At 63.6% G+C, this 18,281-nt stretch carries 14 protein-coding genes; 8 read left to right on the top strand and 6 right to left on the bottom strand.

What is annotated here, in order from left to right; translation table 11 throughout:
- Nucleotides 1-32: 32 nt before the first annotated feature.
- Genes FJ423_RS09435 through FJ423_RS09425 form a run of 3 tightly spaced genes read right to left on the bottom strand, consistent with a single transcriptional unit; the run spans nucleotide 33 to nucleotide 3,419 of the window.
- Nucleotides 33-1,406: an MlaD family protein gene (locus FJ423_RS09435; protein WP_140841114.1), complete on the bottom strand. Its 1,374-nt coding sequence runs from the start codon at nucleotides 1,404-1,406 to the stop codon at nucleotides 33-35.
- A gap of 14 nt (nucleotides 1,407-1,420) precedes the next feature.
- Complete coding sequence (locus tag FJ423_RS09430; RefSeq protein ID WP_140694926.1) at nucleotides 1,421-2,233, bottom strand: ABC transporter ATP-binding protein; 813 nt, start codon at nucleotides 2,231-2,233, stop codon at nucleotides 1,421-1,423.
- A 1-nt stretch (nucleotide 2,234) separates the two neighbouring features.
- A complete protein-coding gene (locus tag FJ423_RS09425; RefSeq protein ID WP_140841112.1) occupies nucleotides 2,235-3,419 on the bottom strand; it encodes an ABC transporter permease in 1,185 nt (394 codons plus the stop codon).
- A 77-nt stretch (nucleotides 3,420-3,496) separates the two neighbouring features.
- Between FJ423_RS09425 and dgcA the strand changes: the two genes are divergently transcribed.
- Nucleotides 3,497-4,480 carry an N-acetyl-D-Glu racemase DgcA gene (gene dgcA, locus FJ423_RS09420; protein ID WP_140841110.1) on the top strand — a complete coding sequence of 328 codons (984 nt, stop codon included), beginning with the start codon at nucleotides 3,497-3,499 and terminating at the stop codon, nucleotides 4,478-4,480.
- Here the strand turns inward: dgcA and FJ423_RS09415 are convergent.
- Complete coding sequence (locus tag FJ423_RS09415; RefSeq protein WP_140841108.1) at nucleotides 4,451-5,665, bottom strand: MFS transporter; 1,215 nt, start codon at nucleotides 5,663-5,665, stop codon at nucleotides 4,451-4,453. The two genes, dgcA and FJ423_RS09415, sit on opposite strands and share 30 nt — an antisense overlap.
- 197 nt (nucleotides 5,666-5,862) lie before the next feature.
- Nucleotides 5,863-6,693, bottom strand: coding sequence for a UDP-2,3-diacylglucosamine diphosphatase (locus FJ423_RS09410; RefSeq protein WP_140841106.1), 831 nt, complete (start codon nucleotides 6,691-6,693; stop codon nucleotides 5,863-5,865).
- A gap of 121 nt (nucleotides 6,694-6,814) precedes the next feature.
- On the opposite strand from FJ423_RS09410, the gene FJ423_RS09405 reads away from it, so the two are divergent.
- The 3 genes from FJ423_RS09405 (at nucleotide 6,815) to FJ423_RS09395 (ending at nucleotide 11,505) form a co-directional block, all read left to right on the top strand.
- Complete coding sequence (locus tag FJ423_RS09405; RefSeq protein ID WP_140841104.1) at nucleotides 6,815-7,594, top strand: SDR family oxidoreductase; 780 nt, start codon at nucleotides 6,815-6,817, stop codon at nucleotides 7,592-7,594.
- Between the two features lie 163 nt (nucleotides 7,595-7,757).
- A complete protein-coding gene (locus FJ423_RS09400) occupies nucleotides 7,758-10,082 on the top strand; it encodes an NADP-dependent malic enzyme (protein ID WP_140841102.1) in 2,325 nt (774 codons plus the stop codon).
- A gap of 217 nt (nucleotides 10,083-10,299) precedes the next feature.
- A complete protein-coding gene (locus FJ423_RS09395; RefSeq protein ID WP_246680133.1) occupies nucleotides 10,300-11,505 on the top strand; it encodes a DUF2865 domain-containing protein in 1,206 nt (401 codons plus the stop codon).
- On the opposite strand, the gene gltX is transcribed toward FJ423_RS09395, so the two are convergent.
- Complete coding sequence (gene gltX / locus FJ423_RS09390) at nucleotides 11,423-12,796, bottom strand: glutamate--tRNA ligase (RefSeq protein WP_140841098.1); 1,374 nt, start codon at nucleotides 12,794-12,796, stop codon at nucleotides 11,423-11,425. The genes FJ423_RS09395 and gltX overlap by 83 nt on opposite strands.
- 710 nt (nucleotides 12,797-13,506) lie before the next feature.
- On the opposite strand from gltX, the gene FJ423_RS09385 reads away from it, so the two are divergent.
- The 4 genes from FJ423_RS09385 to FJ423_RS09370 all read left to right on the top strand — a co-directional run bounded on the left by FJ423_RS09385 (nucleotide 13,507) and on the right by FJ423_RS09370 (nucleotide 18,136).
- Nucleotides 13,507-17,283: a vitamin B12-dependent ribonucleotide reductase gene (locus FJ423_RS09385; RefSeq protein WP_140841096.1), complete on the top strand. Its 3,777-nt coding sequence runs from the start codon at nucleotides 13,507-13,509 to the stop codon at nucleotides 17,281-17,283.
- 8 nt (nucleotides 17,284-17,291) lie between these two features.
- Nucleotides 17,292-17,492, top strand: coding sequence for a type II toxin-antitoxin system HicA family toxin (locus FJ423_RS09380; RefSeq protein WP_127863793.1), 201 nt, complete (start codon nucleotides 17,292-17,294; stop codon nucleotides 17,490-17,492).
- A gap of 4 nt (nucleotides 17,493-17,496) precedes the next feature.
- Nucleotides 17,497-17,703 carry a type II toxin-antitoxin system HicB family antitoxin gene (locus FJ423_RS09375; RefSeq protein ID WP_140841094.1) on the top strand — a complete coding sequence of 69 codons (207 nt, stop codon included), beginning with the start codon at nucleotides 17,497-17,499 and terminating at the stop codon, nucleotides 17,701-17,703.
- 61 nt (nucleotides 17,704-17,764) lie between these two features.
- Entirely contained in the window at nucleotides 17,765-18,136 is a 372-nt protein-coding gene (locus FJ423_RS09370) for a VOC family protein (protein ID WP_140841092.1), read from the top strand.
- Nucleotides 18,137-18,281: the final 145 nt, after the last annotated feature.

Below are 18,281 nucleotides of genomic sequence, written 5' to 3'. Positions count from 1 at the left end.
GGTTCATTTCTTGACGGTCGCGACGGCCGAAGTCAACGCCGTGCCCTTCCATCGAACTGCCGGACCTCGCCGGCGCCGCCGGACAGAATGCGCTGCGGGTTGCGGCTGAGATCGGTCACCGCTTCCTCGATGCGGTTGATCGAGCGCCGGCTGTCCTGCACCAACCCCTCGACGTTCTGCAGGCCCTGTCCGGAGAAGCGCGACAGGTTGTCGACGATTGTGCCGAGGCGGGAGTTCAGCGTGTCGGCCACCTGCTTGAATGATTTCAATGTCGCCCTGGCATCGGCCATGACGCCGTTGGCCTCGCCGGAGCCGAGGAGCTTGTCGACCTTGACCAGGATGCCGTCGACGCGCACCGAAGCGTCGTTGAGCCGCTGCGCGAGCTGGCGGGCGTCCTTGATCGTCTCGTCGATGTCGTCGGAACGGTTGGCGATCTTGTCGGTGACCTTGGCGATGTCGGACGCCGCCTTGTCGGCGTTGACGCTGGCCTTCTGGATGTTGGCCAAAGCGGCCTTGACGTCGGCCGGATCGATGCCGTCGAGCACGCTGTTGACCTTGGCCAACGTGCCTTGCGTCTGCTTGGCGAAATCGTTGATCGAGCCGACCGCCGTGTTGACGTTATCGATGACGGTATCGAACTGCTTCGAGGTCTCTTTCAGGTTCGTCGTCACCGTGTCGACATTGGCCACGATGCTCTTGATCTGGTCCTTGTCGACGGAATTGAGCAGGCCCTCGGCGGCCTTCAGCGTGCTGTCGAGCCGGCCCGAGACATTCTTCAGCTGATCCGAAAGCGAGCTCACCGCCGACAGGAACTTGTCGATGCCGTCGGAATTCTTGGCCAGCGCGTCCGAGAAGGTCTCGACGTTCTTGACCGTCTGCGTCAGCGGACCGCGAACGTCCTTGGTGAAGCCTTCGAGCTCGCCAAGCACCTTGTCGGCGCGGGTAAAGATGTTCTGCGCCGTCTGCAAAAGGTTGGTGACCGCGGACGGATTGGCGACGATTTCGGCGACCTTGCCTTCTTTCTCCGCTTCGTCGAGCAGCCTGGTCTCCTTCGGATCGGCGCCCTTGAGCTCGATATTGGCCTGGCCGCTGAGGCCGGTTAGTCCGATATCGGCCTGCGTCGATTTGGTGATCGGTGTCCAACGGGCGATTTCGGTGTCGGCGATGGCGACGGTCGGATCGTCGCCGTCGATATAGACGTTCTTCACGTCACCCACCCTGACGCCGTTGAACAGCACCAGGCTGCCGCGGCTGAGGCCGGAGGCCGAGCCCGGGATGCGCACGCGCAGCATCGCCGTTTCGCCCCTGTCGCCGATGGCGGCCGTCCAATAGACGAAGGCGAAGGCCGCCAGGATTGCGCCAAGCGTGAAGATGCCGACAATTACGTAGTTGGCTCTTGTTTCCATCGCCCCACTTATGGCTATGCGCGCGCCGCAAGATCAAGTTGCCGGGCGCGTTTTCCGCGGAAATAGGATTTCACCCACGGCTCGTCGCTCTTCAGCATGTCGTCGATCGTGCCTTCGACCAGCACCTTCTTCTTGCCGAGCACGGCAACGTGATCGCAAGCGGTGAACAGCGTGTCGAGATCATGCGTGACCATGTAGACGGTCAGATCCATCGTGTCGCGCAGCTTGACGACAAGCTCGTCGAACTCGGCGGCGCTGATCGGGTCGAGCCCCGACGTCGGCTCGTCGAGAAAGACGATGTCGGGATCGAGCGCCAGGGCGCGCGCCAGCGCCGCGCGCTTGATCATGCCGCCGGACAGTTCGGACGGGAATTTCAGGGCCGCGTCGGGCGGCAACCCGACCAGCTCGATCTTGAGCAAGGCCAGCTCGTCCATCAGCGCCTTGGGCAGGTCGAGATATTCGCGCATCGGCACCTGCACGTTTTCCATCACCGTCAGCGCTGAAAACAGCGCGCCATGCTGGAAAAGAACGCCAAGCCGCATGTCGATGCGCAGGCGATCGGCGTCGCTGGCCTTGTCGACGTCGACGCCGAACAGGCTGATCGTCCCCGATTGCTTCGGCATCAGCCCCAATATGGTGCGCAACAGCACCGACTTGCCGGCGCCCGAAGCGCCGACGAAGCCAAGAATTTCCCCGCGCTTGATATCGAGCGAGAGCTTGTCGAGAATCACCTTGTCGCCGATGGCGACGGTTACGTCGCGGACCGAAAGCACGATCTCGTCGTCATTCGTGTCCTGCGCCGCCGTGGCGCCGTTGCCGTTCGCCATCTCAGAACCCGATCGCTGCGTAGAACATGGCGAAAAGCCCGTCGAGGATGATGACGACGAAGATCGACTTCACCACCGACGCGGTCACGTGCAGGCCGAGCGATTCGGCGCTGCCGCCGACCTTCATGCCCTCGACCGACGCGATGATGCCGATGATGAGGGCCATGAACGGCGCCTTGATCAGGCCGGCAAAGATGGTGCTGAGGTCAATGGCGACGCGCAGCCTGTCGATGAACGCGGCCGGCGGGATGTCGGAATAGAGCCAGGCGGCGACGATGCCGCCGCCAAGCGCGGCAAAATTGGCGACGATCGTGAGGCATGGCAGCCCGATCACCAGCGCGACGAGCCGCGGAAAGACCAGCACGCCGATCGGATTGAGGCCGATCACCTTCAGCGCGTCGACCTCCTCGCGCATTTTCATCGAGCCGATCTCGGCGGTGATGGCGCTGCCCGAACGGCCGGCGAGCATGATCGCCGTCATCAGCACGCCGAGCTCGCGCAGGATCAGCACGCCGACGAGGTCGACGACGAAGATGTTGGCGCCGAAATAGCTGAGCTGGTAGGCGCCCTGCTGGGCGACGATGGCGCCGACAATGGCCGACATCAGCACCACCACCGGTATCGCGCCGACGCCCATGCGATCGATCTGGTTGAAGATCGCGGCAGGGTTGACCGCGTGGCCGCGGCCGAGCTTCATCTGCGCGCCGCGGATCGTGGCGCCGAGAATGTTCATGGAGGCGAAGAAATCGTCGCGCATCTCGTAGACGCGCCGGCCAACCAGCTCCAGCGCGCGCAGGATGATGTTGGGCGGCCCGGACGGACCCGATTCGGGCTCCCGGCGAACCGCATCGCCGACCGCGCCGAGCAGGATCGAAGCGATCTCGCTCTGCCCCTGCAAATGGACCTCGACGCCTTTCTTCTCGAAGGCGCTGGCCAACCGGTCGATGAGCCATGCGCCGGCGGTATCCATCTTTTCGATGTGGGAAAGGTCGAGCATCAGCTGTTTTGCGCCGCTTCTCTGCTCGATCTTGCGCATGTCGGCATCGACCAGCGCCACGGTGCGCGTCGTCCACACGCCGGAAAAGGCGCAGCCCAGCACGCCCCCTTCCTCGCCCACGGCAATGCGAGGCCGGTGCTCGGCGTCCTTGGCCTCGCCGCTTGCGTCGCGTTTGCGGATGGTCAACATGGCGTCCTGTTTAGCGTGACCGGACTGGCGTGTCGATTTGCCGGCAGACCGGTGTCGCACAGCCGGAGAAGAAAATTATGGCGCGTGTCATTTCGGTCGAAATGGAGCGGTTCCCGATCGCCGGCACCTTCACCATCTCACGCGGATCCAAAACCGAGGCCGAAGTCATCACCGTAACGATCGCTGACGGGGGACGTTCCGGGCGCGGCGAGTGCGTGCCGTACAGGCGCTACGGCGAGACCACGGAGGGGGTGCGCGCGGCCATCGAGGCCATGCGCGATCCGATCGTCGCCGGCATCGACCGGACCGCCTTGCTCGCGGCCATGCCGGCCGGTGCCGCGCGAAACGCCATCGACTGCGCCCTTTGGGACCTGGAGGCCAAGCTGACCGGGACGCCGGTGGCGGCAGCAATCGGGGCCTTTCCGACGAGGCCACTGGAAACCGCCTACACACTGTCGCTCGCCGAACCGGACGCCATGGCGGCGCAAGCGCGCGCCAATGCCGCGCGGCCTTTGCTCAAGGTCAAGATCGGCGGCGACGGCGACATGGCAAGGATCCGCGCGGTGACGGAAGCCGCTCCCGAAAGCCGCATCATCCTGGATGCCAACGAGGGCTGGGCCGACGAAAATGTCGAGGCGAACCTTGCCTTCGCCGCGCAGCACGGCGTCGCGCTCGTCGAGCAGCCGCTGCCGGCCGGCAAGGACGAGATCCTGCGCCGGATCGCGCATCCGGTACCGATATGCGCCGACGAAAGCGTGCATGCGGAAAAGGATCTCGATGCTCTGGTCGGGCTCTATGACGCCGTCAACATCAAGCTCGACAAATCCGGCGGCCTGACCGAGGCGTTGAAGTTGCGCGACCGCGCGCGCGAACTCGGCTTCGGCATCATGGTGGGCTGCATGGTCGGCACCTCGCTCGCCATGGCCCCGGCGGTGCTGCTTGCGCAGGACGCCGACTTCGTCGACCTCGACGGTCCGCTGCTGCTGGCACGAGATCGCGAGCCCGGTCTCGTCTACCGGGGATCGCTGGTTTCACCCCCCGACAGGGTGCTTTGGGGCTGAACGGGAAGCTAAGCCTATCAGCACCATGCCGACGACAGCGATCGGGATCATCGCCCAGAAACCGTCGACGCCCAAACGGTCATAGAGCGGGCCTGAAGCGAGCGTCACCGCCGCCATGAAGAAGCCGTTGAAGAAATAGGCGATGCCTTGCGCGGCGCCCGTGCGCTCTTCGGAGACCGTTTCGCCGATCATCTTCTGCAGGCCGATCAACACCATCGCCACCGATACCGAATGCAGCGTCTGGACGCCGAAGAAGCCGACGACGCCCAAGCCGAGCGGCCAGACCAGCGGAAAGGCGATCCAGCGCACGATCGAACCGATGCCGGCGATCACCATCACCCTGGCGACCGAGATCGAAGCAAAAATGCGGTTGAAAAACAGAAACATGCAGACTTCCGACACCACGCCCCAGGCCCATAGCAGGCCAACGACGGAATCGCCGATTCCGATCGATTTCCAGTAGATCGAGACGAAGCCGTAGAGGAAGGCGTGGCTGGCGGTGATGATGCCGACGCCAAGCGTGAAATACAGGAAATAGGCATTGAACAGGCTCGGCGCCTTATGCTGGATCTCGGTCGCCGAAAGCGGCGAGGCCTTGCGCGGCCGCCCCATGCGCGGCGACAGCAGCGCCGCGACCAGGGCCGCGCCGAGCGCAATGAAAATGATGAGCGGGACCGCCTGTGGACCCGTGGCCGCCAGGATGAACCCGCCCACGACATTGGCGCACAGATACGAGATCGAGCCCCATTTGCGCATCGCCGTGTAGTTCGAACCGAAACGGCGCACGCCCGAAAGCGCCAGCGAATCGGCCATCGGCGAATGGGGCGTCCAGACGATCGTCAAAAGCAGCGACACGGCGAGCACGACGGCATAGGTGGCCGTCAGGAAATAGCCGGCAGAGATGACCATAGAGGCCGCAACCACCGCGATATAGACATCGGCGCGATCCCGGGCCCGGTCGGCAAGCGCGGTCAGCATCGGCGTCGTCAATACGCGCAGGAACATCGGCGCGGCCAGGATGACCGCAATCTGCTCGGCATGAAAACCTTTCGCCTGCAGCCAGAGCGGAAAGTAAGGCAGATGCGTGCCTTGCGAGACGAACAAGGTCGCGAAGATCAGGCTCATGCGCAGTTCGAAATGGCTCGGCTTGACAAGCTGTTCGGGCGATAGCGGCGGCAGCGACATGAATCGATCCAATTTCGCTGCATTCGACTCCCATGCAACGTGTCTCGATCCCTAACATGCGGCAAAGCGCGACGGAACCGGCTGGACCAATCGATCGAGGGCAAAGCTGTTGACGGACGGTGCCTGTGAGCAAGCGCGGCGCGCGGCCAGCGTGAACGCGAAAGCAGCAGGCTGAACCGGGAAAAAGGCAGCTGCGCTCAAGCCGCCTGAGCCGCCCTGCCCTTGAGGTCGATGATATCGATCGGCACCAGCGCTTCATTGCCGGCCGATGCCTCGGGCAGCACATGTGCCCAGGTCAGGATTTCCATGCGGCCGTCGAAATGCTCGACCACCGCCGTGCAGCTTTCCACCCAGTCGCCGGTGTTGATGTACTGCACGTCGCCATAGCTTTCGATTGCGGCGTGATGGATGTGGCCGCAGATCACGCCGTCGACATGCGAGCGCCGCGCCTCTTCCGAAAGCACGGTCTGGAACGAGCCGATGAAGTTCACCGCCTTCTTCACCTTGACCTTGGCCCATGACGAGAACGACCAGTAAGGCAGGCCGAGCAGGTGGCGCAGCTTGGTCACGACACGGTTGACCAGCATTGCCGCGTCATAGGCATAGTCGCCGAGATAGGCCAGCCAGCGCTGGTTGTGCACCACCGTGTCGAACTGGTCGCCATGGATGACCAGCAGGCGCCGGCCGTCGGCGGTCTCGTGAATGGCGCGGTCGGCGACGACAATGCCGCCGAAATGCACGCCCTGGAACTGGCGGGCGAATTCGTCGTGATTGCCGGCGATGTAGGTGATCGAGGCGCCCTTGCGCGCCTTGCGCAGCAGCTTCTGCACCACGTCGTTGTGGCTCTGCGGCCAGTGCCAGTTGCGCCGCAGCCGCCAGCCGTCGACGATATCGCCGACCAGATAGATGATTTCGGCGTCGTGATGACGCAGGAAGTCGATCAGGAAATCGGCCTTGGCCGCTTTCGAGCCGAGATGCACGTCGGAAATGAACAGGGCGCGAAAAGTGCGGGGCTCTGGGTCTGACATCACGATTTTACCCTTTGCTTTCGCGTGCCTATGCCCCGATTCATGCAACAACCGTATGACGGTTGCGGTTGGTCCAGCCCAGGCGTTAGCTTGCGCGCGACACAATCAGGAGAACAACGTCATGGATCTCGGTATTCGCGGCAAGAAGGCCATCATCTGCGCCTCGAGCAAGGGACTGGGGCGAGGCTGCGCCATGGCGCTTGCCGAAGCCGGCGTCGATCTCGTCGTCAACGGCCGCAACGCCGAACTCGTGGCCAAGACCGCCAAGGAGATCCGCGACCGGTTCGGCGTCGATGTCATCGAAGTTGCCGGCGACGTGTCGAAGCCCGAGGTGCAGAAAGCGATGCTCGCCGCCTGCCCTGATCCCGACATTCTGGTCAACAACAATGGCGGCCCGCCGCTGCGCGATTTTCGCGAGCTCGACCGCACCAAGATCCTCGAGGGTGTGACGCAGAACATGGTCACGCCGATCGAGCTCATCCAGGCGGTGATCGACGGCATGGCCAAGCGCGGCTTCGGCCGCATCGTCAACATCACCTCGCTGTCGGTCTATGTTCCGATCCCGGGCCTCGACCTGTCGTCCGGCGCGCGCGCCGGCCTGACCTCGTTCCTCGCCGGCGTGGCGCGCACGGTCATCGACCGCAACGTCACCATCAACAGCCTGCTGCCTGGCAAGCTCGACACCGACCGGCTGCGCGGCCCGCATGAGGCCGGCACTCCGGAAGACCCGGCCGCAGCAGCCGCGCGCAAGGCCCGCATCAGCGCCGACGTGCCGGCAAAACGTCTCGGCACGCCGGAGGAATTCGGCCAGATCTGCGCCTTCCTGTGCTCGGTCCATGCCGGCTATCTCACCGGCCAGAACATCCCGGTCGACGGCGGCCTCTACGTCAGCGCGTTCTGACCGCCGCCAATCCAATAAGCCTGAGGCTCCTGAGGCAACCGACTGGAATCGTTTGATTATTTCCGCTCCGGCATTGTGAAGGCCGGAGCCCGAGATTTTGGCGTCGCGAAATCGTCGACACATGCTAAAAGGCTCCAAACCAGTATCGCAGGGAGGGGCCGCAATGGACGGCGAGAACAAGAAAACGGCCCGGTCGGACCTCGACGAGGCCGCCCTCTTCTTTCACAAGCACCCGACGCCGGGAAAGCTCGAGATCCAGGCGACGAAGCCGCTCGGCAACCAGCGCGACCTGGCGCTTGCCTATTCGCCGGGCGTGGCGGCGCCCTGCCTCGAGATCCGCGACGATCCAGCCACCGCCGCCGACTACACCGGCCGCGCCAACCTCGTCGGCGTCGTCTCCAACGGCTCCGCCGTGCTGGGGCTGGGCAATATCGGTCCGCTCGCCTCGAAGCCGGTCATGGAAGGCAAGGCGGTGCTGTTCAAGAAGTTCGCCGGCATCGACGTCTTCGATATCGAGATCGACGCGCCCGAGATCGAGCGGATGGTCGAGACGGTGGCGGCGCTCGAGCCGACCTTCGGCGGCATCAACCTCGAGGACATCAAGGCGCCTGAATGTTTCGAGGTCGAGGAGCGGCTGAAGGCCCGCATGGGCATTCCGGTCTTTCACGACGACCAGCACGGCACCGCGATTATCGTCGCCGCCGCGGTGCTCAACGGGCTGGAACTGGCCGGCAAAACGATTTCCGACATCAAGATCGTCACGTCCGGCGCGGGTGCGGCAGCACTTGCCTGCCTCAACCTTTTGGTCTCGCTCGGCGCCAAGGTGGAAAACATCTGGGTCACCGACCGTTTCGGCGTCGCCCATAAGGGTCGCGTCGAAGAGATGGATCGCTGGAAAGATCCCTATGTGAAGGACACCGAGGCGCGCACGCTGGCCGACGTCATCTCCGGCGCCGACGTCTTTCTCGGCCTTTCCGCCGCCGGCGTGCTGAAGCCGGAGCTTTTGCAGCACATGGCGCCGAAACCGCTGATCCTGGCCTTGGCCAACCCCAATCCCGAGATCATGCCGGAAGTGGCACGCGCCGCGCGGCCGGACGCCATGATCTGCACCGGGCGCTCGGATTTTCCCAATCAAGTCAACAACGTGCTGTGCTTTCCTTACATCTTCCGCGGCGCGCTAGATTGCGGCGCCAGCGCCATCAACGAGGAGATGAAGATGGCGGCCGTGCGGGCGATCGCCGCCCTTGCCCGCGAGGAGCCTTCGGATGTCGCGGCGCGCGCCTATTCCAGCGAGACGCCGATTTTCGGCCCCGATTTCCTGATCCCCTCGCCCTTCGATCCGCGCCTTATCCTGCGCATCGCGCCGGCGGTGGCGAAGGCTGCCTGCGACACCGGCGTCGCGACGCGGCCGATCGCCGATTTCGCCGCCTATATCGACAAGCTCAACCGCTTCGTCTTCCGCTCCGGCCTGGTGATGAAGCCGGTGTTCTCCTCCGCCAAAACCTCGAGCGCCAAGCGCGTCATCTATGCCGACGGCGAGGACGAGCGTGTGCTGCGTGCCGCGCAGGTGGTGCTGGAGGAAGGCATCGCCGAGCCGATCCTGATCGGCCGTCCGCATGTCGTGGAGGTCCGCCTGAAGCGTTACGGCCTGCGCATCCGGCCCGGCGTCGATTTCGGCCTGATAAACCCGGAAGACGATCCGCGTTACCGGCACTATGTCGACCTCCTGATCGAGCTTGCCGGCCGCCGCGGTATCACGACGGAAGCCGCCCGCACCATGGCGCGTACCAACAATACGGTGATCGCCGCTCTTGCGCTGAAGCGCGGCGACGCGGATGCCATGATTTGCGGGCTCGAAGGCCGCTTTGAGCGGCATCTCCGCAATGTCACGCTGATCATCGGGCCTCGCGCCGGCATCAAGGACCGCGACCTGTCGACATTGTCGATGCTGATCTCGCAGCGCGGCATCATCTTCCTCACCGACACGCATGTCTCGGTCGATCCCACAGCGGAAGAAATCGCCGAGATGACTGTGCTCGCGGCCGAGGAAATCCAGCGCTTCGGCATCGAGCCGAAAGCAGCGCTTCTGTCGCATTCGGATTTCGGCTCGCGCGATTCACCCGGCGCGCTGAAGATGCGCCAGGCCGCGGCGATCCTGGCTCGCATCGCCCCGGAACTCCAGTGCGATGGCGAGATGCATGCCGACTCCGCTCTTTCAGAACATCTGCGGCAGCGCGTCTACCCGCATTCGCGGCTGAAAGGCGAAGCCAATCTGCTGGTCTTCCCGAACCTCGATTCGGCCAACATCACGCTGACGGCTTTGCGCGCCATGATGGACGCGCTGCATGTCGGACCGATTCTGCTCGGCACCGACAAGCCCGCGCATATATTGACGCCGTCCGTAACTTCGCGCGGCGTCGTCAACATGACCGCGCTTGCGGTGGTCGAGGCGGCGCACAAGGCGCAGGCCCTCGTCGACTTGAACTGAGGTGGCGCGACGAGCGCAATTGTGCCGGGTTGCAGACAAGAGCAATTCCAGGAAAAGTGTGAGCGGTTTTCCGTCTGGAATTGCGTAAAAACAAAGAAATAGGAGGTTTCGCCGTTTCCGTGAAACGGTGAAACGCATAGCGAACAGTTAACCACGAACGCGGTAGCCTTCCGGCACGGGCAATCGGGATTCCACGAGAATGAAGGGGCTGAAGCTGATGCATCTTGCGACGCTGCTTGCAGCGCTTGCAGGCTCAGCTGTCGCCGCCGCTGAAACCCAGGCAGCTTCTCGCATATGCCGGCAACTCGAAGCCGAACTCGCCGCGACGCGCGGTGGCGGCGGAGGGCCGGGTCTCGTCCGCAAATATGACGACGCGATCGCCAGGCAGCGCGAGCAGCTTGCCAAGGCCCGCGGCCGGGCAAGCGACGCCGGTTGCGGCTTCACGCTGTTTTCGCGCAATGTCAGCCAATGCACGGCGATCAACGCCTCGATAGAGCGCATGAACGCTAATCTCGACACATTGCAGGCCAAGCGCGAGCGGCTGGCCGCCGGCGGCACGCGGCGCGACCGCAGCCGCATCCTGGCGGCGCTCGATGCCAATGGCTGCCGCGACGACGAGATCGCGCCGCGCCGCGCCCCGCTTCGGGAGGCGGCCCGCGACAATGGCGGTGGCAATCTGTTCGAGCAGCTTTTCGGCCGCCAGGACCAGCAGCTCGAAACGCCCGATGCCCCCGGTATGCCGGACTCGGCGGACGTGCCGCCCGATGATCCGAGCGTGCGCAACATTCGCCGCGTCATCAACCAGCCGGACGGCATGGACCTGCCCCGGCTGGGCGGCGAGTTCCACACGATGTGCGTGCGCACCTGCGACGGCTATTTCTTCCCGATGTCGAATGCCGCTTCCATCGGTGACTTCGAGCGCGACCAGAAGAATTGCGAGTCGAGCTGCCCAGGTACCGAGATGCAGGTCTTCTATTCGCGCGGAATGGACGACGACTCTGGCTCGATGACCTCGTCGGCGACAGGTCAACCCTACAGCGAGCTGCCGACCGCCTATCTCTACAAACAGGTCAATTACTCGCGCCCGCCCACCTGCGGCTGCAATGCGCAGGCCGGCAATTTCACGATCATCGGCGGCAACCCGCCTGATCCTGAACAATCGCAGCCGAACGGCGAGGCAGCGCGCTTCATACCGATGCCGGCGTCCAAGCCCGATCCGGGCGCCGATCCGGAAACGCTCGCCAATGCCGAAGGCGGGCTCGACCTTGATGCGATCAGGCGGCTGACCACCAAGGTGCCGGTGTCGCCGGTCTCGGCGCTGCCGCCCGATCAGCGCAAGGTCAGGGTCGTCGGGCCAGCGTTCCTTCCCGACCCATCAGCGGCAATAGATCTGAAAGCTCCGGCCCCGAAGTCCGCCCGGTAAGGGCCAGCCTCAGCGGCATGAACAACGGCTTGCCCTTGCGCCCGGTGGCTTCCTTGATCTTGCCGGTCCAGTCCTTCCACACCGTGCCGTTCCACGGCTCCTCGGGGAGAACGTCGAACGCCTGATTGAGGAAATCGCGGTCTTCGCCGGAAAATTCCGCCGGCTCCTGCGGGCCCTCGCTCAGGATACGCCACCAAGCGACCGCGTCCGACAGGCGGTCGAGATTGCCGCGCACCGCCATCCAGAACGGCTCGGCCTTGTCGCCGGAAATGCCCAGCACCATCAGCCGGTCGCGCGCTTCCTCGAACGACATGCGATGCATCAGCGTGCGGTTGAGCACGAAGAGCTCGTCCGGGTCGAATTTGGAGGCGGACTTGGACGTCGCAGCCGGGTCAAAATGGCCGGCGAGCTCGTTGAGATCATGCGCGGCGGTGACATTTTCCGACGTGCCGACAAGCACAGCCAGCGAAGCGACGGCCATCGGCTCGATGCCGTCCTCGCGCAGGCTTTCGATCGACAGCGCGCCGGTGCGCTTCGACAACCCCTCGCCCGACACTGTGGTGAGCAAATTGTGGTGGCCGAAGACCGGCGGCTCGGCGCCCAGCGCCTTGAAGATGGCGATCTGCACGCCGGTGTTGGTGACATGGTCGTCGCCGCGGATGACATGGCTGACACCCATCTCGATGTCGTCGACCACCGAGGGCAGCGTGTAGAGATAGGTGCCGTCCTCGCGCACCAGGACAGGATCCGACAGCGAGGCGAGGTCGACCGTCTCCTCGCCGCGCACCAGGTCGTTCCAGCGCACCTCGGTGCGCTCCGGCTGCAGTGGGTCGTTGGTGTAGTTGGGCAGCAGGAAACGCCAATGCGGCCGGCGGCCATCCGACTGGTACTCGGCCACCTGCTCCGGCGTCAGCGTCAGCGCCTCGCGGCCATAGACCGGAGGCAGGCCGCGCGTGCGGCGCACCTTGCGGCGCAGGTCGAGCTCTTCCGGCGTCTCGTAGCAGGCATAAAGCACCCGCGCCGCCTTCAGCCGCTCGACCGCCGCGTCATAGATCTCGAAGCGGCGCGACTGGTATTCGGTGACATCCGGGAAGATGCCCAGCCAATGCAAGTCGTAAAGAATGGAATCGGCATATTCCTGCGTAGAGCGGGCAATGTCGGTGTCGTCGAAGCGCTGGATGAAACGGCCCTTGTTGTTCATGGCGAAAAGCCAGTTGAACAGCGCGGTGCGCGCATTGCCGATATGGATGCGGCCGGTCGGCGATGGGGCAAAACGTACGGTAACGGTCATGAGCGGGGCGTAGCGGATGCTTTTGGTGTTGACAAGGCGCGCCCCCGCGCGAACGCAACAGATAGTGCAAGCCAGCTAAAATGAAAAGCCATCGGCCCGACACGGCTTCCGGCTTGGCCGGTCGCCGCGTCAAGCGCCTGCAAAGCCGGGCTTCTTATGTCCCCGTTATCCACATATGTGACACACAAGATGTTGGGGTCATAAAAGCTACGCAAACGAATCCTTGACGGGTCGGAACGAGTCGCTTTTTATAGGCCATGCGCTCCTGTAGCGGGCGCGACCGGAGAGTTCTGAGGCCGGTCTTTTTTCCCGGATTTTGTGCGTTTTGCCCGGATTTCCGCCTGTTCACGAGGCCGGCGGAAGCGTTGGGATCGTTAGGGCTTGGGTGGGCGAAAGGGAGAATTGTCGGCCTGGAAAAAATGATCTGTTAACACTATATTTAGTGTTTGCAGGCAGGCTCGACCCTAGATAGTGTGAACCTCCCTCCATGGAGGGAATCGACAAAAGTTTCAGTTTGAGGACCCGCGGGTCGGCCGGCAACCTGGGTAAGCGCCTGGAAAGGCGTTTGCTTGTCTGCATGGCAGCGCCCGCGACGAGGAGAGTGTCGGCGTCGCCCGCGATGCCGGCAAACGGCGGACTGCGCTTTTCGCCATGTGGGGCAGCAATCCCTTGGGAAAGGCGCTATATATAGACACAAAGGAACGGGACCAATGCGCATCGAGCGTCGCTTCACCAAGCCAGATCAGTCCGCCTATGCGGAGATCGAATTTCGCAAGGCTTTGTCGGAGATCAAGAATCCCGACGGCTCGGTGGTGTTCCGCCTGGACAATATCGATGTGCCGGCGCAGTTCAGCCAGGTCGCGGCCGACATCCTGGCCCAAAAGTATTTCCGCAAGGCCGGCGTGCCGGCGCGCCTGAAGAAGGTTGAGGAGAACGACGTTCCCTCCTTTCTGTGGCGTTCGGTTGCCGACGAGGCCGAACTCGCCAAGCTGCCCGAGGCCGAGCGCTATGGTTCGGAAACCGACGCCCGCCAGGTCTTCGATCGCCTCGCCGGCACATGGACCTACTGGGGATACAAGGGCGGCTACTTCAAATCCGAGGATGATGCGCGCGCCTTCCGCGACGAGCTCGCCTATATGCTCGCCACCCAGCGCGTCGCGCCGAACTCGCCGCAATGGTTCAACACCGGCCTGCACTGGGCCTATGGCATTGACGGCCCGAGCCAGGGCCACTTCTATGTCGATCCCTTCACCGGCAAGCTGACCAAGTCGAAGTCCTCCTACGAGCACCCGCAGCCGCATGCCTGCTTCATCCAGGGCGTGCAGGACGACCTCGTCAACGAGGGCGGCATCATGGACCTGTGGGTGCGCGAGGCGCGCCTGTTCAAATACGGCTCCGGCACCGGCTCGAACTTCTCGATGCTGCGCGGTGAGGGCGAAAAGCTTTCCGGCGGCGGCCGCTCGTCCGGCCTGATGAGCTTCCTCAAGATCGGCGACCGCGCGGCGGGCGCCATCAAGTCGGGCGGCACGACGCGCCGCGCGGCGAAAATGGTCATCGTCGACGCCGACCACCCGGATATCGAGGACTTCATCGACTGGAAGGTCAATGAGGAGCAGAAGGTCGCCTCGCTGGTGACCGGTTCCAAGATCGTCAAGAAGCATCTCGAAGCCATCATGAAGGCCTGCGTCAATTGCGAAGGCCATGGCGACGACTGCTTCGACCCGGCGCTGAACACCGCGCTGAAGCGCGAGATCAAGGCGGCCAAGAAGGACGCCGTGCCGGAGAACTATATCTACCGCGTCATCCAGTTCGCCCGCCAGGGCTACACCTCGATGTCGTTCAAGACCTACGACACCGACTGGGATTCGGACGCCTATCTCACCGTCTCCGGCCAGAACTCCAACAATTCGGTGTCGCTGAAGGACAATTTCCTGCGCGCCGTCGAGGCCGATGGCGACTGGCAGCTCACCGCCCGCAAGGACGGCAAGGTGCTGAAGACGCTGAAGGCGCGCGACCTGTGGGAAAAGATCGGCTACGCCGCCTGGGCTTCCGCCGATCCGGGCCTGCACTTCAACACGACGATGAACGACTGGCACACCTGCGCCTCCGCCGGTGCGATCCGGGCTTCCAACCCGTGCTCGGAATACATGTTCCTCGACGACACGGCCTGCAATCTCGCCTCGATCAACCTTTTGCCCTACCGCCGCGAAGACGGCACGATCGACATCGCCGCTTACGAGCATACCGTTCGGCTGTGGACCATCGTGCTCGAAATCTCGGTGATGATGGCGCAGTTCCCGTCCAAGGAGATCGCCAAGCTCTCTTACGAATACCGCACGCTCGGCCTCGGCTACGCCAATATCGGCGGCCTGCTGATGACCTCAGGCATCCCCTACGATTCCGACGAGGGCCGCGCCATCTGCGCCGCGCTCACTGCCATCATGACCGGCGTCGCCTACTCGACCTCGGCCGAAATGGCCGCCGAGCTCGGCGCTTTCCCGGACTATGACCGCAACGCCCAGAACATGCTGCGCGTCATGCGCAATCACCGCCGCGCCGCTTACGGCGACAAGGACGGCTATGAGAAGCTCGCCGTCAACCCGGTGCCGCTGGTCGCCTCCGACCTGAAGCAGCAGGCGCTGGCCGAGCATGCCCGCGCCGCATGGGACCGCGCCATCGAGCTCGGCGAGGAGCATGGCTACCGCAATGCGCAGGCAACCGTCATCGCGCCGACCGGCACGATCGGCCTCGTCATGGATTGCGACACAACCGGCATCGAGCCCGACTTCGCGCTGGTGAAGTTCAAGAAGCTCGCCGGCGGCGGCTATTTCAAGATCATCAACCGCGCCGTGCCGGAAGCGCTGCGCACGCTGGGCTATTCCGAGAGCCAGATCGCCGAGATCGAGGCCTATGCGGTCGGCCACGGCAACCTCAACCAGGCGCCCGGCATCAACCCCTCCTCGCTGAAGGCCAAGGGTTTTAGCGACGAGAAGATCGCGGCGCTGAATGCAGCGCTGAAGTCGGCCTTCGACATCAAGTTCGTGTTCAACCAGTGGACGCTCGGCGCCGACTGGGTGAAGGAGACGCTTGGCTTCACCGACGAGCAGCTCGGCGACATCTCCTTCGAGATGCTGCCAGCTCTCGGCTTCTCGAAGAAGGACATCGACGCCGCCAACATCCATGTCTGCGGTGCGATGACCTTGGAAGGCGCGCCCTTCCTCAAGGCCGAGCATCTGCCCGTGTTCGATTGCGCCAGCCCCTGCGGCAAGATCGGCAAGCGCTCGCTCTCGATCAACAGCCACATCCTGATGATGGCGGCAGCGCAGCCCTTCATCTCGGGCGCCATCTCCAAGACCATCAACATGCCGAACGAGGCGACGGTCGAGGACGCCAAGAACGCCTATATGCTGTCGTGGAAGCTGGCGCTGAAGGCCAACGCGCTTTATCGCGACGGCTCGAAACTGTCGCAGCCGCTCAATGCCTCGCTGCTCGTCGATGACGACGAGGACGAGGACGAGGCGGTCGAGCAGCTGATCGCGGCGCCCGCCGCGCAGCGCGCCGTGCAGGTGACGGAAAAGATCGTCGAGCGCGTCATCGAGCGGCTCTACCGCGACCGCGAGAAACTGCCGAACCGCCGCAAGGGCTACACTCAGAAGGCCGTCGTCGGCGGCCACAAGGTGTATCTCAGGACCGGCGAGTTCGACGACGGTCGCCTGGGCGAGATCTTCATCGACATGCACAAGGAGGGCGCCGCCTTCCGCGCGATGATGAACAACTTCGCCATCGCCATCTCGCTCGGCCTGCAATATGGCGTGCCGCTCGACGAATATGTCGAGGCCTTCACCTTCACCAAGTTCGAGCCGGCCGGCATGGTGCAGGGCAACGACGCGATCAAGAACGCGACGTCGATCCTCGACTATGTGTTCCGTGAGCTCGCGGTCTCCTATCTCGGCCGCCACGATCTCGCCCATGTCGACCAGTCGGACTTCGACAAGACCGCGCTCGGCCGCGGCATCACCGAAGGCAAGGCGACGCCCTTCTCCAAGGGCCTCTATCGCGGCGCCTCGCCGGTGAAGCTGGTGTCCGCTGCTGGTTCAGACCCGAAGGGTTTCGGCGGCTCTGGGCCGTCGACCGCCCCTGCCCGCGCTGCGCCGACGGCCTTCTCAGGCTCCAACGTGCTGGCGCTGAAGCCGGCAAGCGACGAGGCTATCGCCTACAAGCGCGACTATGAGGAGCGCGCCAGGGAACTGGCCGAGGATATGGTGGAAGAAGAAGCCGAAGCCGCCGGCGGCGCCGAGGCGTTATTCACCGACGCTGCCGCCAACGAGGCGGCCGAAGCGAAAAAGCTCGCCGCGACAAGGCGCCAGCAATCGCTTCTCCAGGGCTACACCGGCAACGAATGCTCCGAGTGTCACAACTTCACCATGGTGCGGAACGGCACCTGCGAGAAGTGCGACACGTGTGGAAGCACGAGCGGATGCAGCTGAGAAGCTAGATGCCGCCTCGGCTTACAGTCCGCGAAGTTATTCGCATGCTGGAGGCCGACGGCTGGTATTTGGTTGCAACCAAGGGCAGCCATCGCCAATATAAGCATAAGACCAAAGCCGGCCGCGTCACCGTGGCCGGCAAGCCGTCTGAAGAGGTTGCACCAGGAACGTTGAACAGCATCCTCAAGCAGTCCGGCCTGAAGGAGTGATGGTATGCGTTACGCCGTGGTGATCGAAAAAGCCGGAAAGAACTTTTCTGCATATGTGCCCGACCTGCCAGGCTGCATCGCCACCGGAGCGACGGTAGCTGAAGTGGAAACCGAAATCCGTGATGCGATCCGCTTCCACATCGAAGGCTTACGTGCGGACGGGCTGGATGTGCCGAAAGGCGTCAGCCTGGCGGAGTATGTAGAGGCGTAGCTGCCGCCAGCTACGCCTACCGTGCCTAAGGCCTCGCTGCCAAACATATCCATCGACGACAATGATCGACCACATCACCATCGAAGTGAGCGACCTCACCAAGAGCAAGCTCTTCTACGAGCAGGCTTTCGCGCCTCTGGGCTATCGCCTCTCCTTCGGCAAGGAAGGCGTGTTCTGGGCGTTCGATGTCGGCAACAGCTCCCTGTTCGAGATCCAGCGCACCGGCGAGAAGCCGCCGCTCACCCATCTGCATGTCGCCTTCCGGGTGAAGAGCAAGGCAGAGGTCGATGAGTTTTATCGGGCGGCGCTCGATGCAGGCGCGGCGGGCAATGGGGCGCCCGGACCGCGTCCGGATTATGCGGAACATTACTACGCCTGTTTCGTGTTCGATCCCGACGGCTATAATATCGAGGCGATGATCAACGGGGCGTAGGTGGCGATGCCCCTTCTGCTTCGTCATTCTAGGGCGGAGCAAGGAGCAAAGCGACGCGCGCAGACCCGAGAATCCTGTGTGTTGGTTCTGGTGTATGGTTGAAGTGGGAAGGAGACCGAATGAATCCTGGTCGTCCTTTCGGACA

The sequence above is a fragment of the Mesorhizobium sp. B2-8-9 genome (assembly GCF_006439475.1).
Taxonomy (GTDB): domain Bacteria; phylum Pseudomonadota; class Alphaproteobacteria; order Rhizobiales; family Rhizobiaceae; genus Mesorhizobium.
Note: the sequence above shows the minus strand (reverse complement) of the source record. Positions and strands in the feature narration are given on the sequence as shown.